Origin of the sequence: Cryobacterium sp. TMT2-15-1 (assembly GCF_004402345.1) — a bacterium.
In the GTDB taxonomy this organism is placed as follows: Bacteria; Actinomycetota; Actinomycetes; order Actinomycetales; family Microbacteriaceae; genus Cryobacterium; species Cryobacterium sandaracinum.
Genome location: NZ_SOGD01000032.1, coordinates 67,709 through 88,123 on the forward strand (window position 1 = coordinate 67,709; position 20,415 = coordinate 88,123).

15 protein-coding genes are annotated in these 20,415 nt (G+C 68.4%); 8 read left to right on the forward strand and 7 right to left on the reverse strand.

What is annotated here, in order from left to right:
- Positions 1-10: 10 nt before the first annotated feature.
- The 4 genes from E3O62_RS08625 to E3O62_RS08640 are packed head-to-tail and all read right to left on the reverse strand — an operon-like array spanning position 11 to position 3,911.
- Positions 11-1,438: a phosphotransferase gene (locus tag E3O62_RS08625; RefSeq protein ID WP_134398225.1), complete on the reverse strand. Its 1,428-nt coding sequence runs from the start codon at positions 1,436-1,438 to the stop codon at positions 11-13.
- A 4-nt stretch (positions 1,439-1,442) separates the two neighbouring features.
- The gene (locus tag E3O62_RS08630) at positions 1,443-1,958 is read right to left on the reverse strand and encodes a GNAT family N-acetyltransferase (RefSeq protein ID WP_134398226.1); all 516 of its coding nucleotides are present in this window, start codon (positions 1,956-1,958) and stop codon (positions 1,443-1,445) included.
- A gap of 25 nt (positions 1,959-1,983) precedes the next feature.
- Entirely contained in the window at positions 1,984-3,186 is a 1,203-nt protein-coding gene (locus tag E3O62_RS08635) for an MFS transporter (RefSeq protein ID WP_134394509.1), read from the reverse strand.
- Between the two features lie 41 nt (positions 3,187-3,227).
- Positions 3,228-3,911: a GntR family transcriptional regulator gene (locus E3O62_RS08640; RefSeq protein WP_134398227.1), complete on the reverse strand. Its 684-nt coding sequence runs from the start codon at positions 3,909-3,911 to the stop codon at positions 3,228-3,230.
- Positions 3,912-4,137: 226 nt separating this feature from the next.
- Between E3O62_RS08640 and pflB the strand changes: the two genes are divergently transcribed.
- From pflB to E3O62_RS08655, 3 genes are all read left to right on the forward strand, one after another.
- Complete coding sequence (gene pflB / locus E3O62_RS08645) at positions 4,138-6,396, forward strand: formate C-acetyltransferase (protein WP_134398228.1); 2,259 nt, start codon at positions 4,138-4,140, stop codon at positions 6,394-6,396.
- Between the two features lie 40 nt (positions 6,397-6,436).
- The gene (gene pflA / locus E3O62_RS08650) at positions 6,437-7,294 is read left to right on the forward strand and encodes a pyruvate formate-lyase-activating protein (protein ID WP_134394506.1); all 858 of its coding nucleotides are present in this window, start codon (positions 6,437-6,439) and stop codon (positions 7,292-7,294) included.
- A gap of 193 nt (positions 7,295-7,487) precedes the next feature.
- Positions 7,488-9,680: a transglycosylase domain-containing protein gene (locus E3O62_RS08655; RefSeq protein ID WP_166786447.1), complete on the forward strand. Its 2,193-nt coding sequence runs from the start codon at positions 7,488-7,490 to the stop codon at positions 9,678-9,680.
- On the opposite strand, the gene E3O62_RS08660 is transcribed toward E3O62_RS08655, so the two are convergent.
- Both E3O62_RS08660 and E3O62_RS08665 read right to left on the reverse strand, forming a co-directional pair.
- Positions 9,677-10,207 carry a heme-binding protein gene (locus E3O62_RS08660; protein WP_134398230.1) on the reverse strand — a complete coding sequence of 177 codons (531 nt, stop codon included), beginning with the start codon at positions 10,205-10,207 and terminating at the stop codon, positions 9,677-9,679. The genes E3O62_RS08655 and E3O62_RS08660 overlap by 4 nt on opposite strands.
- 21 nt (positions 10,208-10,228) lie before the next feature.
- Entirely contained in the window at positions 10,229-13,633 is a 3,405-nt protein-coding gene (locus tag E3O62_RS08665; protein WP_134398231.1) for a DNA polymerase III subunit alpha, read from the reverse strand.
- A gap of 161 nt (positions 13,634-13,794) precedes the next feature.
- On the opposite strand from E3O62_RS08665, the gene E3O62_RS08670 reads away from it, so the two are divergent.
- On the forward strand, positions 13,795-14,871 hold the full coding sequence (locus tag E3O62_RS08670; protein ID WP_134398232.1) for an AI-2E family transporter: 1,077 nt from the start codon (positions 13,795-13,797) through the stop codon (positions 14,869-14,871).
- A gap of 28 nt (positions 14,872-14,899) precedes the next feature.
- Here E3O62_RS08670 and E3O62_RS17545 read toward each other — a convergent pair whose 3' ends face one another.
- Positions 14,900-17,149, reverse strand: coding sequence for a 3-hydroxyisobutyryl-CoA hydrolase (locus E3O62_RS17545; RefSeq protein ID WP_370448901.1), 2,250 nt, complete (start codon positions 17,147-17,149; stop codon positions 14,900-14,902).
- A 273-nt stretch (positions 17,150-17,422) separates the two neighbouring features.
- On the opposite strand from E3O62_RS17545, the gene E3O62_RS08680 reads away from it, so the two are divergent.
- The 4 genes from E3O62_RS08680 to E3O62_RS08695 are packed head-to-tail and all read left to right on the forward strand — an operon-like array spanning position 17,423 to position 20,386.
- Complete coding sequence (locus E3O62_RS08680; RefSeq protein ID WP_134394501.1) at positions 17,423-17,641, forward strand: FAD-dependent monooxygenase; 219 nt, start codon at positions 17,423-17,425, stop codon at positions 17,639-17,641.
- A 17-nt stretch (positions 17,642-17,658) separates the two neighbouring features.
- Positions 17,659-18,486 carry a CoA transferase subunit A gene (locus E3O62_RS08685; RefSeq protein WP_134398233.1) on the forward strand — a complete coding sequence of 276 codons (828 nt, stop codon included), beginning with the start codon at positions 17,659-17,661 and terminating at the stop codon, positions 18,484-18,486.
- A 2-nt stretch (positions 18,487-18,488) separates the two neighbouring features.
- Entirely contained in the window at positions 18,489-19,178 is a 690-nt protein-coding gene (locus E3O62_RS08690) for a CoA transferase subunit B (RefSeq protein WP_134394499.1), read from the forward strand.
- Positions 19,175-20,386, forward strand: a complete 1,212-nt coding sequence (locus E3O62_RS08695) for an acetyl-CoA C-acetyltransferase (RefSeq protein WP_134398234.1) — start codon at positions 19,175-19,177, stop codon at positions 20,384-20,386. Before E3O62_RS08690 ends, E3O62_RS08695 begins: the two co-directional genes overlap by 4 nt.
- Positions 20,387-20,415 lie beyond the last annotated feature (29 nt).

Consider the following 20,415-nt stretch of genomic DNA (forward strand, 5'->3'; position numbering starts at 1 on the left):
TTCCGGCCGCTCACGGTAATCCGGCGGAGACCCCCAGGACGAGGCCGCGGATGGCCGCGAGCGGGATCGGCAGCCAGGAGGGTCGGTTGCGGGTCTCGTAGACGGCCTCGTAGAGGGCCTTGTCCAGCTCGAACGCATCGAGCAGGGGTTCCTGACCGGCCAGGCTCTGGCCGGATTGCCGCGCGTAGCCGTTGAGGAAGGCCTGCCGGCATGCCGCGGCCCACTCTTCGGCCGACGCCGTCTGGTCGCCGGGCGATGACCGCTCCACCGTGCCGGCCACATAGGAGAAGGACCGCAGCATCCCGGCAATGTCCTTCAACGGCACATCCGGCTGAGTGCGATCGAGAAGAGGGCGCAGCGGTTCGCCCTCGAAATCCACCAGCACCCAGCCGCGGCCGGGGACCTCGAGGGCCTGGCCGAGATGGAAATCGCCGTGGATGCGCTGCAGCCGGGGCCAGCACGCCCTCTCCGCCCGCTCGAAGATCGCCTCGACGGCCGTATCGTAGCCGGTCAGGGCGGGCACCTCGGCGGCGGCGCTGCGGTAGCGCTCGCGCATCCGGCCGAGTTCGGCGGCGATGACCGCGGGGGTGGCGTCGTGAGTGGGCATCACGGCGGCCAGGTCGGCGTGCACTGCTGCCGTCGCCACGCCCAGCGCCCGCGCCTGTTCGCTGAAGTCCTCCCCGGCCCCGGCAGAGACCAGGGCTGCCCGCCAGGCATCCGGGGCGCCCGGCAGGAACTCCTGGGCGAAGACGAGATGGCCCGTGAGGGTGACCCACGGTTGCTCCGGGTCGGTCCACTGGCCGACCACGCAGCCCACCGGTTCCGGCACGAAGTGTGAGCCGGCCCGGGCCAGGGCCGACTGCACGGACACGTCCGGATTCTCGCCGGGATGCAGCATCCGGAACACCTTGCAGATGACGGGACGAGCCGGGCGCCCGGCGGCGTCGACGCAGTCCAGAATGATCGAGGTGTTCGACTGTTCTCCGCGCAGCACCCGGCCGGCGACAACTCGGGCCGGCCGTTCGGCGGGATCTGCGCTCGACAGGAGTTCGCCGCGAGCCCGCGCGCCGAGGTTTCCGGGCTCAGGTGAGGTGGCCTGGCGCAGGATGAAACCCAGCAGAGCGCGCCCGTAGGCCGGGTCGGCGGTGCCGTCGTAGACCGCGCTGCCGTCGGCGAGGGTGACGATGAGGCCCTGCCCGTCTGCGGGCAGGGGAGTGGTCCGCTGGGTCAGGGGCAACTGGTAGAGGGTGCGGGTCGGGGCTGCGGCATCAAAGACGAGCTCAGTGCGGATGTCCACCTCTGCTTCCTCGCTCGGAAGCACCCAGCGTCCGATGCTGACCAGTCTCGGCACACGGCCCTTGTCGGCGAACCATCGCTGCGTCGCCACCCAGTGGTTGAGGTAATCCGGGAGTAAGATTGCGCGACCGTCGACAGTCATGGCCTCAGCGTGCGCCCGCGGCGACGGGAGCCGACAGCAGGGACACCACGACGGTGCCCCCCTTCGTCGACTGCTCGCCGATCGGCTCGAAGCCAAGCCGGGAGTGGAACGCCAGCGACCGAGGGTTCGGAGGGGTGATGTTCACTTCGCAGAAGACCTGGCCGACGTCGGCCGCCCGGGCCGCCGCGAAAATCGCGGTGTACAGCAGGGCCCCGAGACCCTGGTTGCGGGCCTGGTCCGACACCACGATGCGGTCCACGTAGAGGAAGGACTCCGACCGGGCGGAGAACCACCGGTAGTTCTCGCTCGCGTAGTCGGCGTCGACCCCGAACAACACGGCGAAGCCGAGCACCTCACCCGGCGCCTCGTCGTGCACGACCGCGAGGGCGTGGCTGCTGGCCGCGAGCAGGGCGGAGAGGCTCGCCTCGTCATGGGCGTTGACGGCAGGCACGGCGGCGTTGTTGAGTCCGAGCACCGGCGCGGCGTCGGTGGGAAGGAGATGGCGGAGCGAATAGGGCATGGGATGACGATAATCCAGGTGCCGCCTACTCGGTGACGCGCCGGCGCATCCCGTTCGCCACCAAGGCCAGGCAGAGCGCGCAGACCACGAACAGAATGCTCAGAAGCACCGGGTAATCGAAGACGGCAGTGAGCCAGGCGAAGGCGACCGGCAGCAGGAAGCCGATGTAGGTGAGGCTGTAGTAGACCCCGGTGATGCCCGCCAGGTCGGCTGCCGTGGAGATCTTCTGGATCTCCACGAGCCCGGCCACGATGCACACACCGTAGGCGGCGCCGAGCACGATGGCCGTGAGGAACGCGAGCACCGGGGACAGCACGATCGCCGTCGCCACGCTGAGACCCACTCCCAGCAGCATTACGGACATCCCGACAATGAGTGCACGCCCAGCGGTGACCCGGTTGATCCGAGCCACCTGCGGTTGCACGAGCGCGCCGGTGCCGAGGGTCACGACCGTGAGCAGGGTCGCGTAGGCGAGGTTGAGGTTGCCGAGTTGGTCCCGGACCAGAGTGGGCATGATCGCGTAGGCGATGCCCGCGGCGCCGAAGACCCAGGGAGCTGACGGAATGATCACGCGCACGAAGCGGCGGTGTCCGGCCAGCGGAACCGCCAGGTCCTGCCAGAAGGGCCGGTGTGCCCGGTAGCGCGGCACGGTCTCCGGGGCCCTCAGTAGGCGGGGGAGCACAAGCAGGCTGAGTACGATGTGTACGACATAGGGGGACAGGGTCGGCATCGGCCCCCACTGCGCGAGCACTCCGGCCACCCCGGCCCCGAGCCCGAACCCGACCGTGAGGGTGAGGGCAGGCCGCCGCGCCCCTGCCGTGCGGCCGGCCTGGTTGTCGAACGGCGGGCTGGACAGCTCCTTGAGCCACGCGGTTCCCACTGCCATCGCCACGGCGACGCTCAGCCCCGCCAGCAGGCGCCCGGCGGAAAGCATGATCCCGCTTGAGAATCCCAGACCCAACAGGATGCTGGCGAGAATTCCCAGGACGACGCCTGCCAGGGTCAGGGCTTTGCGCCCGTAGCGGTCCGAGAGTGCGCCGGCGAGCAGCAGCCCGGGGACCAGGCCCACCACGTAGAAGCCGAGGAAGAGGTCGGCCATGACGACGGAATAGTGGCCGAGCGATTCGTACATATGCAGGAGGGGCGTGAAGTGGTTCCCACCCCAGGCCATGACGAACAGGGCAGGAGCGGCGAGCTGCCAGGCGGGAACGGTACGGCGGAAAGTCATGGGTCTTTTCTGAAAAGCAGGTGCGGGTAGGTGGGGGACGATCAGGGCGCCAGCTGCGCGTGATGACCGTCTTCGACGTGCTGGCGCAGAGCGACCTCGTAGGCGAGGGTGTCGCCGCCGCGCAGGTGGTGGGCAAGGATTCGGTGTTCGGCCACCAGACGGTCGAGGTTGCGCGGGTCGCGCAGGGCTGCCCGGTGCACGAGGCGCTCAAGCCGGGGGCCGAGCCGGGTGTAGATTCCGTCGATGACCCGGTTGTGCGTCTCGTCGACGATGCGGGCATGGAACCGGTGGTCGGCGCGGGCGAACGTGAGCAGGTCGCCGGCCAGGGCGGCGTCGGACTGGACCTGAATAAGGTCCTGCAGCTCGGCGTCGACGCCCGGGATGTCGTCCGGCCGCTCGCTGAGCAGGGTCACCGCCGTGTTCTCCAGCATGATGCGCACCTGCAGCAGCTCGGCCGTCTCCGTGTCGCCCAGGGCTGTGACGACCGCGCCCTTCTTGGGGAAGAGCGTCAGGAGCCCGTGGGCCTGAAGTTCGAGAAAGGCCTCCCGCACGGGGGTGCGGCTGGTGGACAGGGCCTCGGCAATCTCGCCCTCGGTGATCAGTGAGCTCGCGGCCAGGGTGCCGGAGATGATGGCGTCGGCGACGGTCGTGTAGATCCGGTCGACGGCCGAGGGGGCCGCGGCGGGGGGCCTGGCGGCTCCGCGGGACACCGGGAGGAAGCTCATCCCTCAACCCTAGTCACTCAAGCACCTATCAATAAATGCATCAATGGATGCAATTCCATAAATTTCGCGTTCGGGTGGGTCTGACGGGAGTAGTGTTGGAAAAGAGGGCAAGTCACACGGTGCATCGTTGCATTAGCCGGAGCCTCGTGGTCCTGCTCTCTCGGCCCGACTGCGGGAGAGACACTTTCGCGGAGGGTGTCTCGATCCCACGAGGAGAGCAATCTACATGACAATCACTGAAGGTGTTCGCAGCGGAACGGATGATGCCGGTCAGACTGACTTCGCCTCCGGCCCCTGGCAGGATTCGATCAATCTGCGCGACTTCATCCAGCGCAATTACACCCCCTACCTCGGCGACTCGAGCTTCCTCGTCGGCGCGACCGCACGCACCACGGGAATCTGGGCCAAGCTGTCCGAGATGTTCCCCGAGGAACGCCGGAAAGGCGTCTACGACGTCGACGCCGCCACGCCGTCGTCCATTACGGCCCACGCTCCGGGCTACATCGACCAGGCCAACGAGGTAATTGTCGGACTGCAGACGGATGCTCCGCTCAAGCGTGCCATTATGCCTTTCGGCGGGTGGCGCATGGTTGCCACCTCGCTCGAGACCTACGGCTACCCCGTGTCGCCTGAGCTCGAAAAGATCTTCACCGATTACCGCAAGACCCACAACACCGCCGTCTTCGACGCGTACACCCCCGCCGTTCGACGTGCGCGCAACAGTCACCTGATCACGGGTCTGCCCGATGCCTACGGCCGCGGCCGGATCATCGGCGACTACCGCCGCGTCGCCCTCTACGGCGTCGACGCCCTGATCGCCGGCAAGAAGAACGACCGCGCCGAACTCGACATGGAGCCCTCGACCGAGGACATCATCCGCGCCCGCGAGGAGAACTCGGAGCAGATCCGGGCCCTCAAGGAACTCATCCAGATGGCGGCCTCCTACGGCTCCGACATCTCCAAGCCGGCCACCACCGCGCGCGAAGCCGTGCAGTGGCTCTACTTCGCCTACCTCGGCGCCGTCAAGGAGCAGAACGGTGCGGCAATGTCGTTCGGCCGCAACGCGGCCTTCCTCGACACGTTCATCGAGCGCGAACTCGTCGCCGGCACCCTGACCGAAGAGGGCGCCCAGGAGCTGATCGACGACCTCGTCATCAAGCTGCGCATCGTGCGCTTCCTGCGCACCCCCGAATACGACGAGATCTTCGCCGGCGACCCGACCTGGGTCACCGAGTCGCTCGCCGGCATCGGTGAAGACGGCCGCCCGCTCGTCACCAAGACCACGTTCCGATTCCTGCAGACGCTGTACAACATCGGCGCAGCACCCGAGCCGAACCTCACCGTTCTCTGGAGCGACGCTCTGCCCGAGGGCTTCAAGCGTTTCTGCGCCCAGGTGTCGATCGACACTTCGGCCATCCAGTTCGAGTCCGACGAGATCATCCGCGCCGAGATGGGTGACGACGCCGCGATCGCCTGCTGCGTCTCGCCCATGCGCGTCGGCAAGCAGATGCAGTTCTTCGGTGCACGCGTCAACGCCGTCAAGGCGCTGCTGTACTCGATCAACGGCGGCAAGGACGAGGTGTCCGGCAAGCAGGTCGCCCCGGCCACCCTTCCGAACGCCGAAGAGGTGCTCACCTACGAGACCGTCTTCCCGGCCTACCTGGAAACGCTCGAATGGCTCGCCGAGACCTACGTCACGGCCCTGAACTGCATCCACTACATGCACGACAAGTACGCCTACGAGCGCCTCGAAATGGCGCTGCACGACAAGGACATCATCCGCACGCTGGCCTGCGGCATTGCCGGCCTCAGTGTGGTTGCCGACTCCCTGTCGGCCATCAAGTACGCCACGGTCCGTCCGGTCCGCGACGAGACCGGTCTGGTCATCGACTACACGATCGAGGGCGAATTCCCCCAGTTCGGTAACGACGACGACCGCGTCGACACCATCGCCGTCGACGTGATGGAGCGGTTCATGACGATGATCCGCAAGCACCCGACCTACCGCGACGCCATCCACACCCAGTCGATCCTGACGATCACGTCCAACGTGGTCTACGGCAAGGCCACCGGCAACACGCCGGACGGCCGCCGCAAAGGCGAGTCGTTCGCTCCGGGTGCCAACCCGATGAACGGTCGCGACACCCACGGAATGCTCGCGTCGGCGCTCAGCGTCGCCAAGCTTCCCTACAGTGAAGCGCAGGACGGCATCTCGCTGACCAACACGGTCGTTCCCAGTGGCCTCGGCCACACCAAGGAAGAGCAGATCACCAGCCTGGTCGGCCTCATCGACGCGTTCACGTCGGCGACCGGCTACCACATCAACGTGAACGTGCTCAACCGCGACACTCTCGAAGACGCCATGGCGCACCCGGAGAACTACCCGCAGCTGACGATTCGCGTCTCCGGCTACGCGGTGAACTTCGTTCGCCTGACCCGCGAGCAGCAGATGGATGTCATCAGCCGCACGTTCCACTCGCACTGACCACTGATATCGTCGCGGCGACGCTGAGTAGGACGAGACAATGCCAGCAGTAAACCTCGGTCTGCCCAGCGCCGGCGCGGCCATCGCCCTGGTGGACGGTTCATCCGTGAGCAGTGAACAAGCCGAACTGGCTGAACTCCACCACCTCGAAATGGAAGCGATCCACAACGGGTCGGTCGCCAGCGTCCACTCGTGGGAACTGGTCACCGCCGTTGACGGTCCCGGCACGCGAATGACACTCTTTCTTTCCGGGTGTCTGCTGCGCTGCCAGTACTGCCACAATCCGGACACCTGGAAGATGAAGGACGGGCTGCTCACCACGCTGGACGACCTCGTCGCCCGGGTCAAGCGCTACAAAGGCGTCTTCGACTCGACCGGCGGCGGGTTGACCATCTCCGGTGGGGAACCACTCATGCAGCCTGCCTTCGTGACGCGGCTCTTCGAGGAGTGTCACAAGCTCGGCGTGCACACCACCCTGGACACCTCCGGGTTCCTGGGTAAGAGCGCGTCCGACAAGCTGCTGGACAACCTCGACCTCGTGCTGCTCGACGTCAAGTCGGGCATCCCTGAGACCTACAAGGAGGTGACCGGCCGAGACCTCGCTCCGACGATCGCGTTCGGTGATCGCCTGAGCGAACGGAACATTCCCGTCTGGGCGCGTTTCGTTCTGGTCCCGGGGCTCACCGACGCCGTCGACAACGTCGACGCCGTCGCCGAGATCGTGTCGCGCTGGCCGAACGTGCAGCGCGTCGAGGTTCTGCCCTTCCACCAAATGGGTGAGGACAAATGGGACCGGTTGAACATCCCGTATCCGCTGCACGGCTCTCACCCCCCGGATGAGGCACTCCTCGTGCGGGTCCGGGCCCAGTTCGCGGCGCGGGGCCTGACGGTCTTCTAAGCAGGAATCACCGCTCGACGCACACCCCCGGATCAGACGAGGCGTGGCATCTCTACAGATGCCACGCCTTTTCTGCGCGGTAAACCAGCAGATGCCTCCGGCCGACCTGTGCGCAACCCCCTAGCCGCGGAGTACAGCTCAGGTTTGCATGCCATCGGACCCTTTCGGGGTCATGGACGCTAGGGGTGGTGCAATGGGTACGCCGAAATTCACCGGTCGCAGAACTGTCGGAGGCGTTGTGGGAGGCCTGCTGGCCCTCGTGGTCTTGAGTGGCGTGGCCGGGCTGCTCGTCACCGCGGCCATCACCCCCGTGATCGCGCTCTCCGGCCTCGGTGCCACCAACACGATCACCGTGTTCGAGAATCTGCCGGGCTACCTGGACATCGAACCGCTCTCCCAGAAGAGCAACATCTACGCCACCCGGAACGACGGCACGTCCGTGCTGCTGGCCTCCTTCTACGATCAGAACCGCATCGAGGTCGACTGGGACGAGATCAGCCCCTACGCCCGGGATGCCGTCATCGCCAGCGAGGACCCGCGCTTCTACGAGCACGGCGGGATCGACGCCCAGGGCACCCTGCGCGCGGTGGTGACGACCACCCTCGGGGGAGTCACGCAGGGTGGGTCGTCGATCACCCAGCAGTACGTCAAGAACGTGCGCGTGCAGAAGTGCGAACTCGAGCCGGACGACCGGCTGCGGCAACGATGTTACGACGCCGTCACCGCCGCCACCCCCGACCGCAAGATCAAGGAAATGCGCCTCGCAATCGGGGTGGAGAAGAAATATCCCAAGAACGACATCCTGCGCCAGTACCTCAACATCGCCGGTTTCGGCGGCACCGTGTACGGCATCGAGGCCGCGGCGAACTACTACTTCGGCACGACGGCCGCAGAGCTCACCCTGCCGCAGGCCGCAAGCCTGGTGGCGATCGTGAACAACCCGGCCAAGTTCCGCCTCGACAATTCCGGTAGTGAGAGCAACGGCTACGCAGTCAACAAGGCGCGCCGGGACTACATCCTGCGCGAGATGGTGAAGCATGAGAAAATCACCGCAGCGGAATTCCAGGCTGCCGTGGCCACACCGGTTCAACCGGCCATCCAGGAGCCGAGCAGCGGCTGCCAGACCGCCGGGGGCAGCGCCTACTTCTGCGACTACGTGACGCACCTGCTCCGGAACGACCCGGCGTTCGGGGAGGACGACGGGAAGCGCCTGCAGAACTTCCGGCGCGGCGGCTACGCCGTGTACACCACCCTGGACCTCGACCTCCAGTTGGCGGCGGAAGCGACCCTGGCGGCCAATGTGCCGATGGAGTACCCCGGCTGGGACGTGGGCAGCGTCATCACGAGCGTGCAGGTCGGCACCGGGCGGGTGCTGGCCATGGCACAGAACAAGCGATACAGCCAGGACCCGACCGTGCAGGCCACCAGCGCCGCCTACACCGAGGTCAACTACAACACCGACTATGCCGAGGGTGGTTCGAGCGGGTTCCAGCCGGGGTCGACCTACAAGGCCTTCACCCTGGCGGAATGGTTGAGGACGGGCCACCGGCTGGACGAGCGCGTCGACTCGGCGCGGAAGGCCAACTGGGGCACGTTCGACGACAGTTGTCGGGGGCCGCAGAACTATGATTCGCAGAACTGGAACCCGAGAAACGACGCCGGGGAGAGCGGCGGAAACTACAGCGCGCTCGAGTCCACCCTCGGCTCGATCAATACGGGCTTCATCGGGATGGCGAAGAAACTGGACCTGTGCGGCATCCGTCAGACGGCCGAGGCTTTCGGAGTGCATCGCGCCGACGGCAGCCCGCTCGTGCAGACCGCGGCGGCCGTGATCGGAACGAATGAGGTGGCTCCGCTGACCATGGCCGTTGCCTTCGCGGGCATCGCCAACCGCGGGGTGACCTGCTCACCGATCGCGATCGACCGCATCGTGGGCGCTGACGGTGACGAGGTGCCCGTGCCGGAATCGGAGTGCGCCGCTTCGGTGGACCCGACGGTGGCCGAGGGCATGGTCTACGCGATGCGTCGGGTGATGACCGACGGCACGGCTCAGCAGTCCTGGGGTGCCACCACGCCCCGGGTGCCTCTGATCGGCAAGACCGGCACCACGGACGGAGGTAAGGACACCTGGATGGTCGGGGCCAGCTCGAAGGTGGCGACCGTCGCCGCCGTCGTCAGCGTCACCGGGGAGGCCCGGCAGCGCTCCATCAGATTCGCCAGCGGCCCGGCCGCCACGGCCCGGCACCGGATGTGGCCGGACGTCATGTCGGTCGCGAACGCGAAGTATGGGGGAGACGAGCTGGCCGAGCTTGGGCCGACCCCGGTGGTTGTTCCGGTCGGGGACACCGGGGTATCCGACGGCCCGACGGACGGTTCCGACGACTAGGGGTTTCCGGAACCGGAACGGGTGACGGCGACGAGCGCTTCGTTGTGCCTGAGGAAGCCCGGCTTCCAGGGTGGGTCGAAGCGGGCGAAGTAGGGTCGGCCTGCGAGCAGGAGACCCTCGCGGCTCACCGCGTCGACGAGGAGGGTGCCGTTCTGCGCGAATCTTTCCTCGCTCCAGCCGCCGTTGAAGCGGCGGGCGGCGACCGTGCGCTCGGGGACCTCCTTCGTGCTGACCTGCGCGTTGCGGGGCACGGGCACCTCCGCGGGCGGCATCCCGTCGGGGAGGACGAAGCTGACGGTGTGGCTCTGCGCGGTCGTGGTCTCCTGGATCACGGGCGCGGTCATCGCGAGGCGTGTCGAGGTCTGATTGTTGCCGCTGATGTATTGGAAGAGCGGCCCGAAGCCGCGGTTGCCGGCCGCGGCGAAGTCCCCGGCCACCTCCACCTGCACCAGCACGGTGCGGGGATAGTGACGCAGTTCGAAGTCGGCGTACTGACGAAGCACGTCGTAGCGCTGTTTCTCGGTCATGGACACCAGTGTAAGCGCGGGTCAGGCGGTGCGTCGGGGCCATAGATGGTGCACATTCGTGGTCGCCATGGCCGCCAGGTCCTCGGCCAGTTCGTCGGCCAGGTCGTGGGCGCGGTCGGCGTTCCGGGCGGCCGCCTCGCCCGCGTGACGCAGCTTGACCCGGCGGGCGACATCCGTGAGATCCCACAGGTTCTCGCCCGTGACGGAGACGCCCTTCGCGCCGGACCGACGGGTGCGGCCGCGCACCAGCAGCTGGCCGGTGTGGAACACCGGGCCGCCGATGCGCTCCTGGGCGTCGTGGAAGAACACGACGTTCGAGACCGGTCCGGTGCCGTCGTCGAGGCTGACGAAGACCACCCGGCGCCCGTTGCGCATCGGCGGCGTGTTCGTGGCTCGGCGCACCCCGGCCAGGAGCACCTCGGTGCCGCCGGGCAGGTTGATCAGCTCGGAGGCCGGCGTAACGCCCAGCTCCGTGAACAGCGGGTAGAACCGGGCCATCTGGTGCCCGGACACCGCCAGGCCCAGATCCCTGAGTTCGAGGTCGGTCTGGCTGCGGCCGCGCAGCTCGAGCGAGGTCACCGCGTTGAACCGGGACCCCTCGTATTCGAGCACCGGCAGAGGCACGTCGAAGGCGAGCTGGTCGTCGTGGATGGTGACCGCTGTGCCGCGGAGAGACTGGATGTGGGCGAGCAGCTCGTGCCGACGGGTGCGGTCGTACCCGATGAAGCTGTCGAGTGCTCCCACCCGGGCGAGCGCCTCGAACGTGCTGCGCCGCGGGCGCACCCGGTCCCGGAAGTCCTGCAGCGAGGTGAACGGCTGGTGGCGCACGATGCGGGCGCGTTCGGCGGCCGTGCAGCCGGAGAGTTCCGGCAGGGCGAGACGGATGCCGCGCCGGCCGCCGTCGGACTGCTCGCCGTCGATCTGCTCCACCCGGTAGTCGAGGGCGCTGTGTTGCACGTCCAGGCCCAGTACCGGCACGCCGAGCAGCCGAGCCTCGGCCACGATCAGGTCTTTCGGCCACATACCGGGGGCGTGGGTGAGGAGTCCGGCCAGGAACACCGCGGGGTGGTGGGTCTTGAGCCAGGCGGACTGGTAGGTGGGCAGGGCGAACGCCGCCCCGTGCGCCTTGGCGAAACCGAAACTGCCGAACCCGGCGAGCACCGTCCAGGCGCGGTCGATCACGGCGGGAGTGAACCCGCGCTCGAGGGCACGCATCCGCACGTACTCCTCGATCCGGGGAAGCTGCTCCGGTTTGCCTAGGTGGCGGCGGAAGACATCCGCCCGCCCGAGCCCGCAGCCGGTGAGTTCGTCGAACAGGCGCATCACCTGCTCGTGGAAGATCACCACACCCTGGGTCTCCCGGAGGAACGGCTCGAACCGGGGGTGGATGTAGTCGGGCATCACCTCCCCATGCCGGGCCTGAAGGTATTTCAAGGGCATGTTGTTCTGCATCGGCCCGGGCCGGAACAGGGAGATCTCCACGGTGAGATCGTTGAACACCTCGGGCTGCAGCTTGCCGACCAGCTCCATCTGACCGGGAGATTCGATCTGGAAGATGCCGAGGGTGCGAGTGGAGCGGATCAGTTCGAAGGTGTCCGGGTCGTTCAGTGGGATTCGGTCGAGGTCAATGATCTCGCCCGACAATCGGTGATGTTCCTCGACGGCGTGGGCCATGGCCGACTGCATCCGCACACCGAGGATGTCCAGCTTGATCAGGCCCATCGGGTCCATGTCGTGCTTGTCGAACTGGGACATGGGCAACCCCATGCCGGACGCCTGCACCGGGGTGCGGTCGAGCAGGGAGGCGTCGGAGAGGATGACGCCGCAGGGGTGCACGGAGATGTGCCGGGGAAGCCGGTCGAGTTTGGCGGTCAGGTCGACCAGCAGGTCGAGCTGCGAGGAGGCGCGCACCTCGGCGGCCAACGGCTCGAGCTCGGGCTTCTCGGCCAGGGCGCGGCGGAAGTCGCGCGCGTTGAAGCGCCACATCTGCTTGGCGACCGCGGCCACCTGCTCGTGATTCATGCCGAGGGCCAGGCCGGCGTCGCGCACGGCGCCGCGGCCGCGATAGGCGTTCGTCATGGACATCAGCGACACCCGATCGCTGCCGAAGGTGTCAAAGAGCGTGCGATAGACGTCGTGCCTTCTGGCGGACTCGACGTCGAGGTCGATGTCGGGCAGGGTCTGCCGCTCGGGGGAGAGGAACCGCTCCCAGAGCAGCCCGTTGGAGATGGGCTCGACGGAGGAGGTGTGCAGGGCGTAGTTGAGCACCGAGCCCACCCCGGACCCGCGCGCCTGGATGCGGATGCCCATTTCCCGGATGATGTCCGCCACCCGGGCGACGGTGAGGAAGTAGCCGGCGAAACCGAGGTGCTCCACCGTCTTCAGCTCGTGCACGAGACGTGCGTGCGCAGCATCCGCCAGCGACCGGCCCGCCGGCGACGTGACGGGGTAGCGGTCGTCGATGCCGGCCCGGGCTCGGGCGTGCAGCTCGGTCAGCGGGTCGCCGCTGACGCCGATGATGCGCGCCTCCGGCATGCGCGGGCGACCCAGGCCGATGTCGGAGTCCGGGTCGAGGCTGCACCGCCCGGCAAGCTGCTCGGTGTCGCGGAACAGTCGGTCGACGGCGCCGTCGTCGTGCAGCCCGGCGTCGACGACCATGCGCGCCACCTGCCTCATGGCGACTTCGGGTTTCAGCCAGGCCTGGCCGTTGGTCTGCAGCTGCTCCAGGTTCGCCAGCGCCGTCAGGGTGCGGGCCGCGTCGGCCAGGTCGGCGGTGACGGCCTCGTCGGGGGTGCCGTAGCGCACGGCGTTGGTGAGCACGGCGGGCAGTGCGGCGTGCTCGAAGAGGGCGAGCATGCGGGTGGCCGGCGTCACACTGCCGGGAGTGCCCGGCGCCGCCAGATGGCAGACGATTTCACCCACCACCGATTGCGGCGGCAGGGCGCGCAACCACGCGGTGAGGCAGGCGCCGGCAGCATCGGTGTCGCGGCGCTCGACCGATTGGCCCACGTCGGAGGCAGGGCCGAGCAGCACGGTGAGGCAGTGCAGTCCGGCCAGCTCGGCGAGGTGCGAGCGGGCGATGCTGGGGCGCCCCGACGCGCTGTGCGCGGCGCTGTTGTGGGCGGCGCTGACCGCGCGGCAGAGGGCCGCATAGCCACGACCGTTCATATCACCGTGGGCGAGCACCACGATCCGGCCCAACGGATGCCCGTCGTCGTCGTGCACCGCGAGGTCGGCGCCCAGCCCCGGCCGGATGCCCGCTGCCGCGCAGGCGCGCACGTGTTTGACCGCGCCGTAGAGACCGTCCCGGTCGGTGAGGGCCAGGAAGGAGCCGTTCTGCGCCTGCGTCTGCTCCACCAGTGACTCGGGGAGAGTGACCCCGAAGTGCGTGGAGTAGGCGCTCGCGACGTGGAGGTGTGCGAACATGTGTGTACTCCTCTGCGGGCAGGTCGATGGGTGATAGATAGAACAAATGTTCGATGTAGGGAGTGTACGTCACACGGCCGACACGCGCTACCGGCAGTCTGCCGAGGCAGTCTGGCTAGGCTGGGTGGCTCAGCCGTTGTTCGCCTCGTTTGGAGATCCCTATGACCACGCCCACTTCGTCCTGGACGGACTATCTCGGCCGGGCCGCCATCCGCTCCGGCCAGGCCCTGCTGGTCCTCGCCCTGCTGGTGGTGGCCATCTACGGGATCACGCAGCTCAAGCTGGTCTTCACCCCGCTCCTGATCGCCCTGATCGTGGCCTCGGCGCTGCGCCCCTTCATGCGGTTCCTGCTGGCCCGCGGGGCGAACGAATCCCTTGCCGCGGCGATCACCCTGATCTTGAGCGTCGCGGTCTTCGGTGGCGTCGTCACCCTCGTGGTGTTCGGCATCCGTGGCGAGTGGGACACCCTCTTCACCTCGGCCAGCAAGGGGCTCGACAGCCTGCAGGAACTGCTCACCAGCGGCACGCTGCCGATCGATTCCGCTCAGATCGATTCGGTGCGCGAGTCGGTCATCGACTTCGCCACCAGCAGCCAGTTCGGGTCCGGGGCCCTGGCCGGGGTCTCCGTGGCCGCCGAGATCGTGGCCGGCGTGGTGCTCGGCCTCGTCGTGCTCTTCTATTTCCTGAAGGACGGCCCCCACATTTGGAGCTTCCTCATCCAGCCGCTCGCCGGCAAGCGGCACGAGCGGGCCGCACGCATCGGCGTGAGCAGCGTCGAGGTATTCGGCAACTACGTGCGCGGCACGGCGATCGTCGCGTTCGTCGACGCCCTGTTCATCGGGATCGGACTGTGGATCCTGCAGGTTCCGCTGGCGCTGCCGCTCGCCGTCATCGTCTTCGTCGGCGCCTTCATCCCCATCGTCGGGGCGACGGCCGCCGGCATCCTCGCCGCACTGGTGGCCCTCGTCACGAACGACCTGACCACCGCCATCATCGTGGTCGCGATCGTGGTCGCCGTGAACCAGCTCGAGGGCAACTTCCTGTCCCCGGTGGTGCTCGGCAAGTCACTGCGCCTGCACGGCCTGGTGATCCTGCTGGCGCTGACGGCCGGCACGATCCTGGGCGGCATCGTCGGCGCGGTCATCTCGGTGCCGATCGCCGCCGTGGGCTGGGCCGTCATCAAGGCCTGGAACGCTCCCACGCCGCCGGTTCCGGTGCCGCCGGTCGCGCCGGTCTAGCTCACGAATTCGTTCGGGCGAGCGGTGATCAGCTGAAGGCGGAGATGCCGGTCACGGCCCGGCCGACCAACAGCGCGTTGATCTCGTAGCTGCCCTCGTAGGAGTAGATCGCCTCGGCGTCGGCGAAGATCTTGGCCATCTCGTACCGGGTGCTGATGCCGTTGCCGCCGAGCAGACCGCGGCCCAGGGCCACCGTTTCGCGCATCCGGGTCGTGCAGGTCGCCTTTGCGAGGGCCGCCTGGTCCATCGTGAGCCGCCCGCTCTCCTGCAGTCGCGCCATCTGCACCATCAGCGACAGTGACAGGGTGGCGTTGCCGATCATGCGGGAGAGCTGCTCCTGCACCAGCTGGAAGGATGCGATGGGCATGCCGAACTGGCGCCGCTCCAGCGCATAGGCGCGGGCCACATCGAAGGCGGCGAGCTGCTGGCCGACCGCCTGCCACGACACCCAGATCCGCGAGTTCCGGAGCAGCACGTTCGTGTCCTGAAAGCTCCGGCTGCCCGGCAGCCAGTTCGTGTACGGGATCCGCACCTCCGTGAGGGTGATGTCGGCGTTCTGCACGATCCGCACCGCGATCTTGTTCTCGATCGGGGTGGCCGTGAACCCGGGCCGCTCCGTCTCGACGATGAATCCCTTGATCTGCCCGTCCGCGGTGTCCCGGGCCCAGACCAGCACGTAGTCGGCCATGGCGCCGTTGCCGATCCAGCGTTTGGTGCCGTTGAGCACCCACTCGTCGCCGCTGCGGGTGGCCGTGGTCTCCATCATTCGGGAGATGTCGGACCCGTGTTCCGGTTCCGTCAGGGCGAAGGCCCCGATCTTCTCCAGGGCCAGGAGGCCCGGTAGCAGACGTTCCCGCTGCTCGGGTGAGCCGAGCTCGTCGATGGCGGCGGCGAACAGCTCGTGGTGCACGCCGTAGAACGTGGAGATCGAGGTGTCGGCGCGGGTCAGCTCCATCTGCAGCAGCCCCGTGAGCAGATGGCTGGTCGCGGCAGCACCGGTCGCGGCGAGGTTCTGCGCGGCGAGGCGGGGCAGCAACTCGAACGGGAACTCGGCGCGGTTCCAGTAGTCCACGGCGAGAGGGCGCACCTCGGCCTGATAGAACGATCGTGCCGCGGCCAGCCGCGCGCGCTCACCCGGGGTGAGTAGATCGGTGACGAAGATCAGGTCGGCGTCGACGTAGGGCATCTCGCCCAACCCGAGCCCCACTCCCAGCCCCAGCTCCTGCTCGCCGAGCGGCGCGAAGAACGCCGCGACGGACGCCTCCGTCACCTCGCCGAGGCCGGCGGGCGACCACCGGGGGCTGCGGTCCTTGTCGATCACCTGGGCCCGGATGCCCTCCTGCAGCTCGCTCCGCTGCAGGAAACGGAGCGTCACCCGGTACTCCTGATCGAGCGCCTCGTCGAGGCTCGGGAGCCGCCGGGCCCGGCGCAGCGAGGCCAGCGTGACCGCGAGGGCGGTCGGCGACCTCGTGAGGATGAGGGCGGCGGCGTCGCGGGCGGCTTCCACCGGGGAACGTCGCAGGGCGGCGACGATCTCGCCCACGTCATCGGACGCGTAGCACTCGTCGATCCAGTGCCGCTGGGCGAGGAGGTCGGAGGGCGGGGGAGTCTCGGCCAGGGCGCGCACGGCCTCGGCCGCGTCGGTCACGGCCAGGGTGCGGGCCAGGGCAGGGAGTCGGTCGCTGTGCACGAAGTGGTCGGCCAGGCCCAGCGCGATGGCGTCGGACCCGGAGACCAGGGCGGCGGTCAGGGCGAGGTGGGTGCCGAGCTCACCGGGGGCATGGGACAACAGCCAGCTTCCGCCGACGTCGGGTACGAAGCCGATCGCGGTCTCCGGCATCCCCAGCCGCGTGCGCTCGGTCACGATCCGGGTGTTCGCGTGGCCGGAGACGCCGACCCCGCCGCCGAGCACGACGCCGTCCATCACGGCCAGGTACGGTTTGGCGAACCGGTGGATCTGCGCGTTCAGATGGTACTCGTCGGCGAAGAACCGGGCGGCCTCGGCGTCAGCGTCCGCTCGATCGTCCGCGCCCGCGTCCGCACTGCGGTAGATCGCCACGATGTCGCCCCCGGCACAGAGGCCCCGGTCGCCGCTACCGGTCAGCAGAACGGTCTCGACCTGCCCGTCGGCGGCCCAGTCGGTCAGCACCGCGGACATCCGTCGGATCATCGCGTGGGTCAGGGCGTTCAGCGCCGCCGGGCGGTTCAGGATGATCTGGGCGAGCCGCCCGTCGCGGCGCAGCAGAATGTCCGGCCGGTCATCCATGAGCTCGAGCATGGACCCCACGCTACCGGCACGGACTCAGATCGCTCGGAAGCGACTCCGCAGCGACGCAGAACCGGGCGAGCTGCTCCGCCTTCTGGGCATCGAATTCGGCGTCGGTGACGGTCCCCGCGTGCCTGTTCGCCGTCCGACGGCCGCGACGATCCGCTACCGCCGGGCCACATCGTGACCATTGCTGCCTTCAACTGAGTGGAAACTACCGGACCAGGTGGCATCATCACCCCACAGGATGACTTCATCACCTGTCACCGTCGCTAGGAGAAACCCGTGTCCCCAGAAAACACCCGTGTCGCCATCATCGGCGCCGGCCCCGCCGGACTTCTGCTGGCCTGGGCCCTACGTGACGCCGGAATCGACCCGATCGTGGTCGAGAACCGTTCCCAGGACTACGTGCTCGCCCGCATCCGGGCCGGGGTGCTCGCGAATTCCGCTCTGGCGGTGGCCCGCGATACCTTCAAGACGATCGACATCGGCACCACGAACTGAAGCTGAAGGACCACTCCATGGACAAGACGTACTCCTCCGCCGCGGCTGCCGTCGCCGACATCCCGGATGGGGCCTCCCTCGCCGTCGGCGGCTTCGGCCTGGTCGGCGTCCCGATCGTGCTGATCCGGGCGCTCCTGGCCCAGGGCACCACCGACCTCCGGGTCGCCTCCAACAACTGCGGTGTCGACGGTTGGGGGCTCGGCGAACTGCTGCGGGAAGGGCGGATCAGCCGGGTGATCGCCTCCTACATCGGCGAGAACAAGGACTTCGCCCGCCGCTATCTCGGCGGTGACATCGAGGTAGAACTGACCCCGCAGGGCACCCTGGCCGAGCGGCTCCGGGCCGGCGGCAGCGGAATCCCCGCCTTCTACACCGCCAGCGGCGTCGGCACCATGGTCGCCGAGGGTGGGCTGCCCTGGCGCTACGGGCCGGATGGGTCGGTGACGGTGTCGTCGCCGCCCAAGGAGACCCGCACCTTCGCGTCGCTCCGCGGCGGGGAGAAGGAGTACGTGCTCGAGGAGGCCATCGTCACCGACTTCGCCCTCGTTCGCGCGGCGAAGGGCGACCGGCACGGCAACCTCGTGTTCGAGAAGTCGGCCCGCAATTTCAACCCGGTCGCCGGCATGGCCGGCCGCATCACCATCGCCGAGGTCGACGAGTTGGTCGAGCCGGGGGAGCTCGATCCGGATGCCATCCACCTCGCCGGTATCTACGTGCACCGCATCGTGGCGCTCTCCGGCGCCGAGGCCGCCGACCTGCCGATCGAGAAGACCACCACCCGGCCGCGGCCCGTCGCATCCGTCGCATCCGTCTCATCCGTCGCATCCGTCGCAAAGGACAGCTGATCATGCCGTTGACCCGCAATGAAATGGCCGCGCGCGCCGCGCAGGAGCTCACCCCCGGCAGCTACGTCAACCTTGGGATCGGGCTGCCCACGCTGATCCCCAACTTCCTGCCGGAGGGGGTGAACGTCATCCTTCACTCCGAGAACGGGGTGCTCGGGGTGGGACCGTACCCGTGGGAGGGCGAGGAGGACCCGAAGCTGATCAACGCCGGCAAGGAGACCATCACGGTCAACCCCGGTGCCAGCTACTTCGACTCCGCGCAGAGCTTCGGCATGATCCGCGGCGGAATGATCGATGTGGCCGTGCTTGGCGCGATGCAGGTCTCCGCCACCGGCGACATCGCCAACTGGGCCGTGCCCGGCAAGATGATCAAGGGTATGGGCGGTGCGATGGACCTCGTGCACGGCGCCGACACCGTGATCGTCGTGATGGAGCACACCGCGAAGAACGGCGACTTCAAGATTGTGAACGAGTGCGGCCTGCCGCTGACCGGCAAGCGCGTCGTGACCCGCATCATCACCGACCTGGCCGTGATCGACGTGACACCGGAGGGTCTTCTGCTGCGCGAGATCGCGCCGGGACTCACCGTGGCCGAGGTACAGGCCGCCACCGAGGTGCCGCTGCTCGTACCGGGGACGCCGACCGTCATCCACACGCTCCTCTCCGCCCCGAACCCGGTGGCCGCGTCGTGAGGGACGTCGTCATCTGCGAACCGTTACGCACCCCGATCGGCCGGTTCGGCGGCGTCTTCAGGGCGGTCGCGCCGGCCGACCTGGCCGCGGCCGTGATCACGGCGCTGATCGAACGCACCGGAATCGCCGGGACCGTGGTCGACGACGTGATCCTCGGCCAGGGCTATCCCACCGCGGAGGCCGCCTCCGTGGCGCGCGTCGCCGCACTGAACGCCGGCCTGCCCGTGACGGTCGGCGGCGTGCAGGTGGACCGGCGATGCGGCTCAGGGCTACAGGCCATCCTCGACGCGGCTATGCAGGTGCAGACCGGTGTCAGCGACGTCGTCGTCGCCGGCGGGGTCGAATCGATGAGCCAGGCACCGTTCTACACCGTCGACTCCCGCTTCGGTGTGGGCGGCGGCGCCGGAATCCTGCTCCGGGACGCGCTCAGCCGCGGCCGCGAAACCGCCGGTGGGCGCCGCTACCCGGTACCCGGCGGCATGCTCGAAACCGCCGAGAACCTGCGCCGCGAGTACGGCATCGGCCGTACCGAACAGGACGACCTGGCTCTCCGGTCGCAGGCGCGGGCATCCGTCGCCGTGGCCGAGGGCCGGTTCGACGACGAGATCGTGACGGTCACGGTGCCGGGCCGCACGGGCCCTGTCGTGGTCTCCGCCGACGAGACCCCGCGGGCCGACAGCAGCCTGACGGCTCTGGCCGGCCTCCGCCCGATCCTGTTAGAGACGGACGCCGACGCCACCGTCACCGCCGGAAACGCCAGCGGCCAGAACGACGCCGCGGCCGCGTGCATCGTGACTACCCCGGAACGGGCGGCCGAGCTCGGGCTGACCCCACTGGTGCGGCTGGTCACATGGGCGCGTGCGGGAGTCGAGCCGTCGCGGATGGGAATCGGGCCGGTGCCGGCCACCGCCCGGGCGTTGCGGCGCGCTGGGCTGAGCCTCGCCGACATGCACCTGATCGAGCTCAACGAGGCCTTCGCCGCGCAGGTGCTCGCGGTCAGCCGGGAATGGGAATTCACCGAGGCAGACTGGGCGCGCACCAACGTCAACGGGTCGGGTATCTCGCTCGGGCATCCGGTCGGGGCGACCGGGGCGCGCATCCTCGCCACCGGCGCCCGTCACCTGCACCGCACCGAGGGGCGCTATCTGCTCGAGACCATGTGCATCGGCGGCGGCCAGGGGCTCGCCGCCATCTTCGAGCGGGTGTAGGACGCGTGTCTCGCGCACGGGTTAGGCGC

Coding starts and splice junctions, on each gene's coding strand:
- E3O62_RS08625 (WP_134398225.1), bottom strand. CDS start 1,438: ATGACTGTCGACGGTCGCGCAATCTTACTCCCGGATTACCTCAACCAC.
- E3O62_RS08630 (WP_134398226.1), bottom strand. CDS start 1,958: ATGCCCTATTCGCTCCGCCATCTCCTTCCCACCGACGCCGCGCCGGTG.
- E3O62_RS08635 (WP_134394509.1), bottom strand. CDS start 3,186: ATGACTTTCCGCCGTACCGTTCCCGCCTGGCAGCTCGCCGCTCCTGCC.
- E3O62_RS08640 (WP_134398227.1), bottom strand. CDS start 3,911: ATGAGCTTCCTCCCGGTGTCCCGCGGAGCCGCCAGGCCCCCCGCCGCG.
- pflB (WP_134398228.1), top strand. CDS start 4,138: ATGACAATCACTGAAGGTGTTCGCAGCGGAACGGATGATGCCGGTCAG.
- pflA (WP_134394506.1), top strand. CDS start 6,437: ATGCCAGCAGTAAACCTCGGTCTGCCCAGCGCCGGCGCGGCCATCGCC.
- E3O62_RS08655 (WP_166786447.1), top strand. CDS start 7,488: ATGGGTACGCCGAAATTCACCGGTCGCAGAACTGTCGGAGGCGTTGTG.
- E3O62_RS08660 (WP_134398230.1), bottom strand. CDS start 10,207: ATGACCGAGAAACAGCGCTACGACGTGCTTCGTCAGTACGCCGACTTC.
- E3O62_RS08665 (WP_134398231.1), bottom strand. CDS start 13,633: ATGTTCGCACACCTCCACGTCGCGAGCGCCTACTCCACGCACTTCGGG.
- E3O62_RS08670 (WP_134398232.1), top strand. CDS start 13,795: ATGACCACGCCCACTTCGTCCTGGACGGACTATCTCGGCCGGGCCGCC.
- E3O62_RS17545 (WP_370448901.1), bottom strand. CDS start 17,149: ATGCTCGAGCTCATGGATGACCGGCCGGACATTCTGCTGCGCCGCGAC.
- E3O62_RS08685 (WP_134398233.1), top strand. CDS start 17,659: ATGGACAAGACGTACTCCTCCGCCGCGGCTGCCGTCGCCGACATCCCG.
- E3O62_RS08690 (WP_134394499.1), top strand. CDS start 18,489: ATGCCGTTGACCCGCAATGAAATGGCCGCGCGCGCCGCGCAGGAGCTC.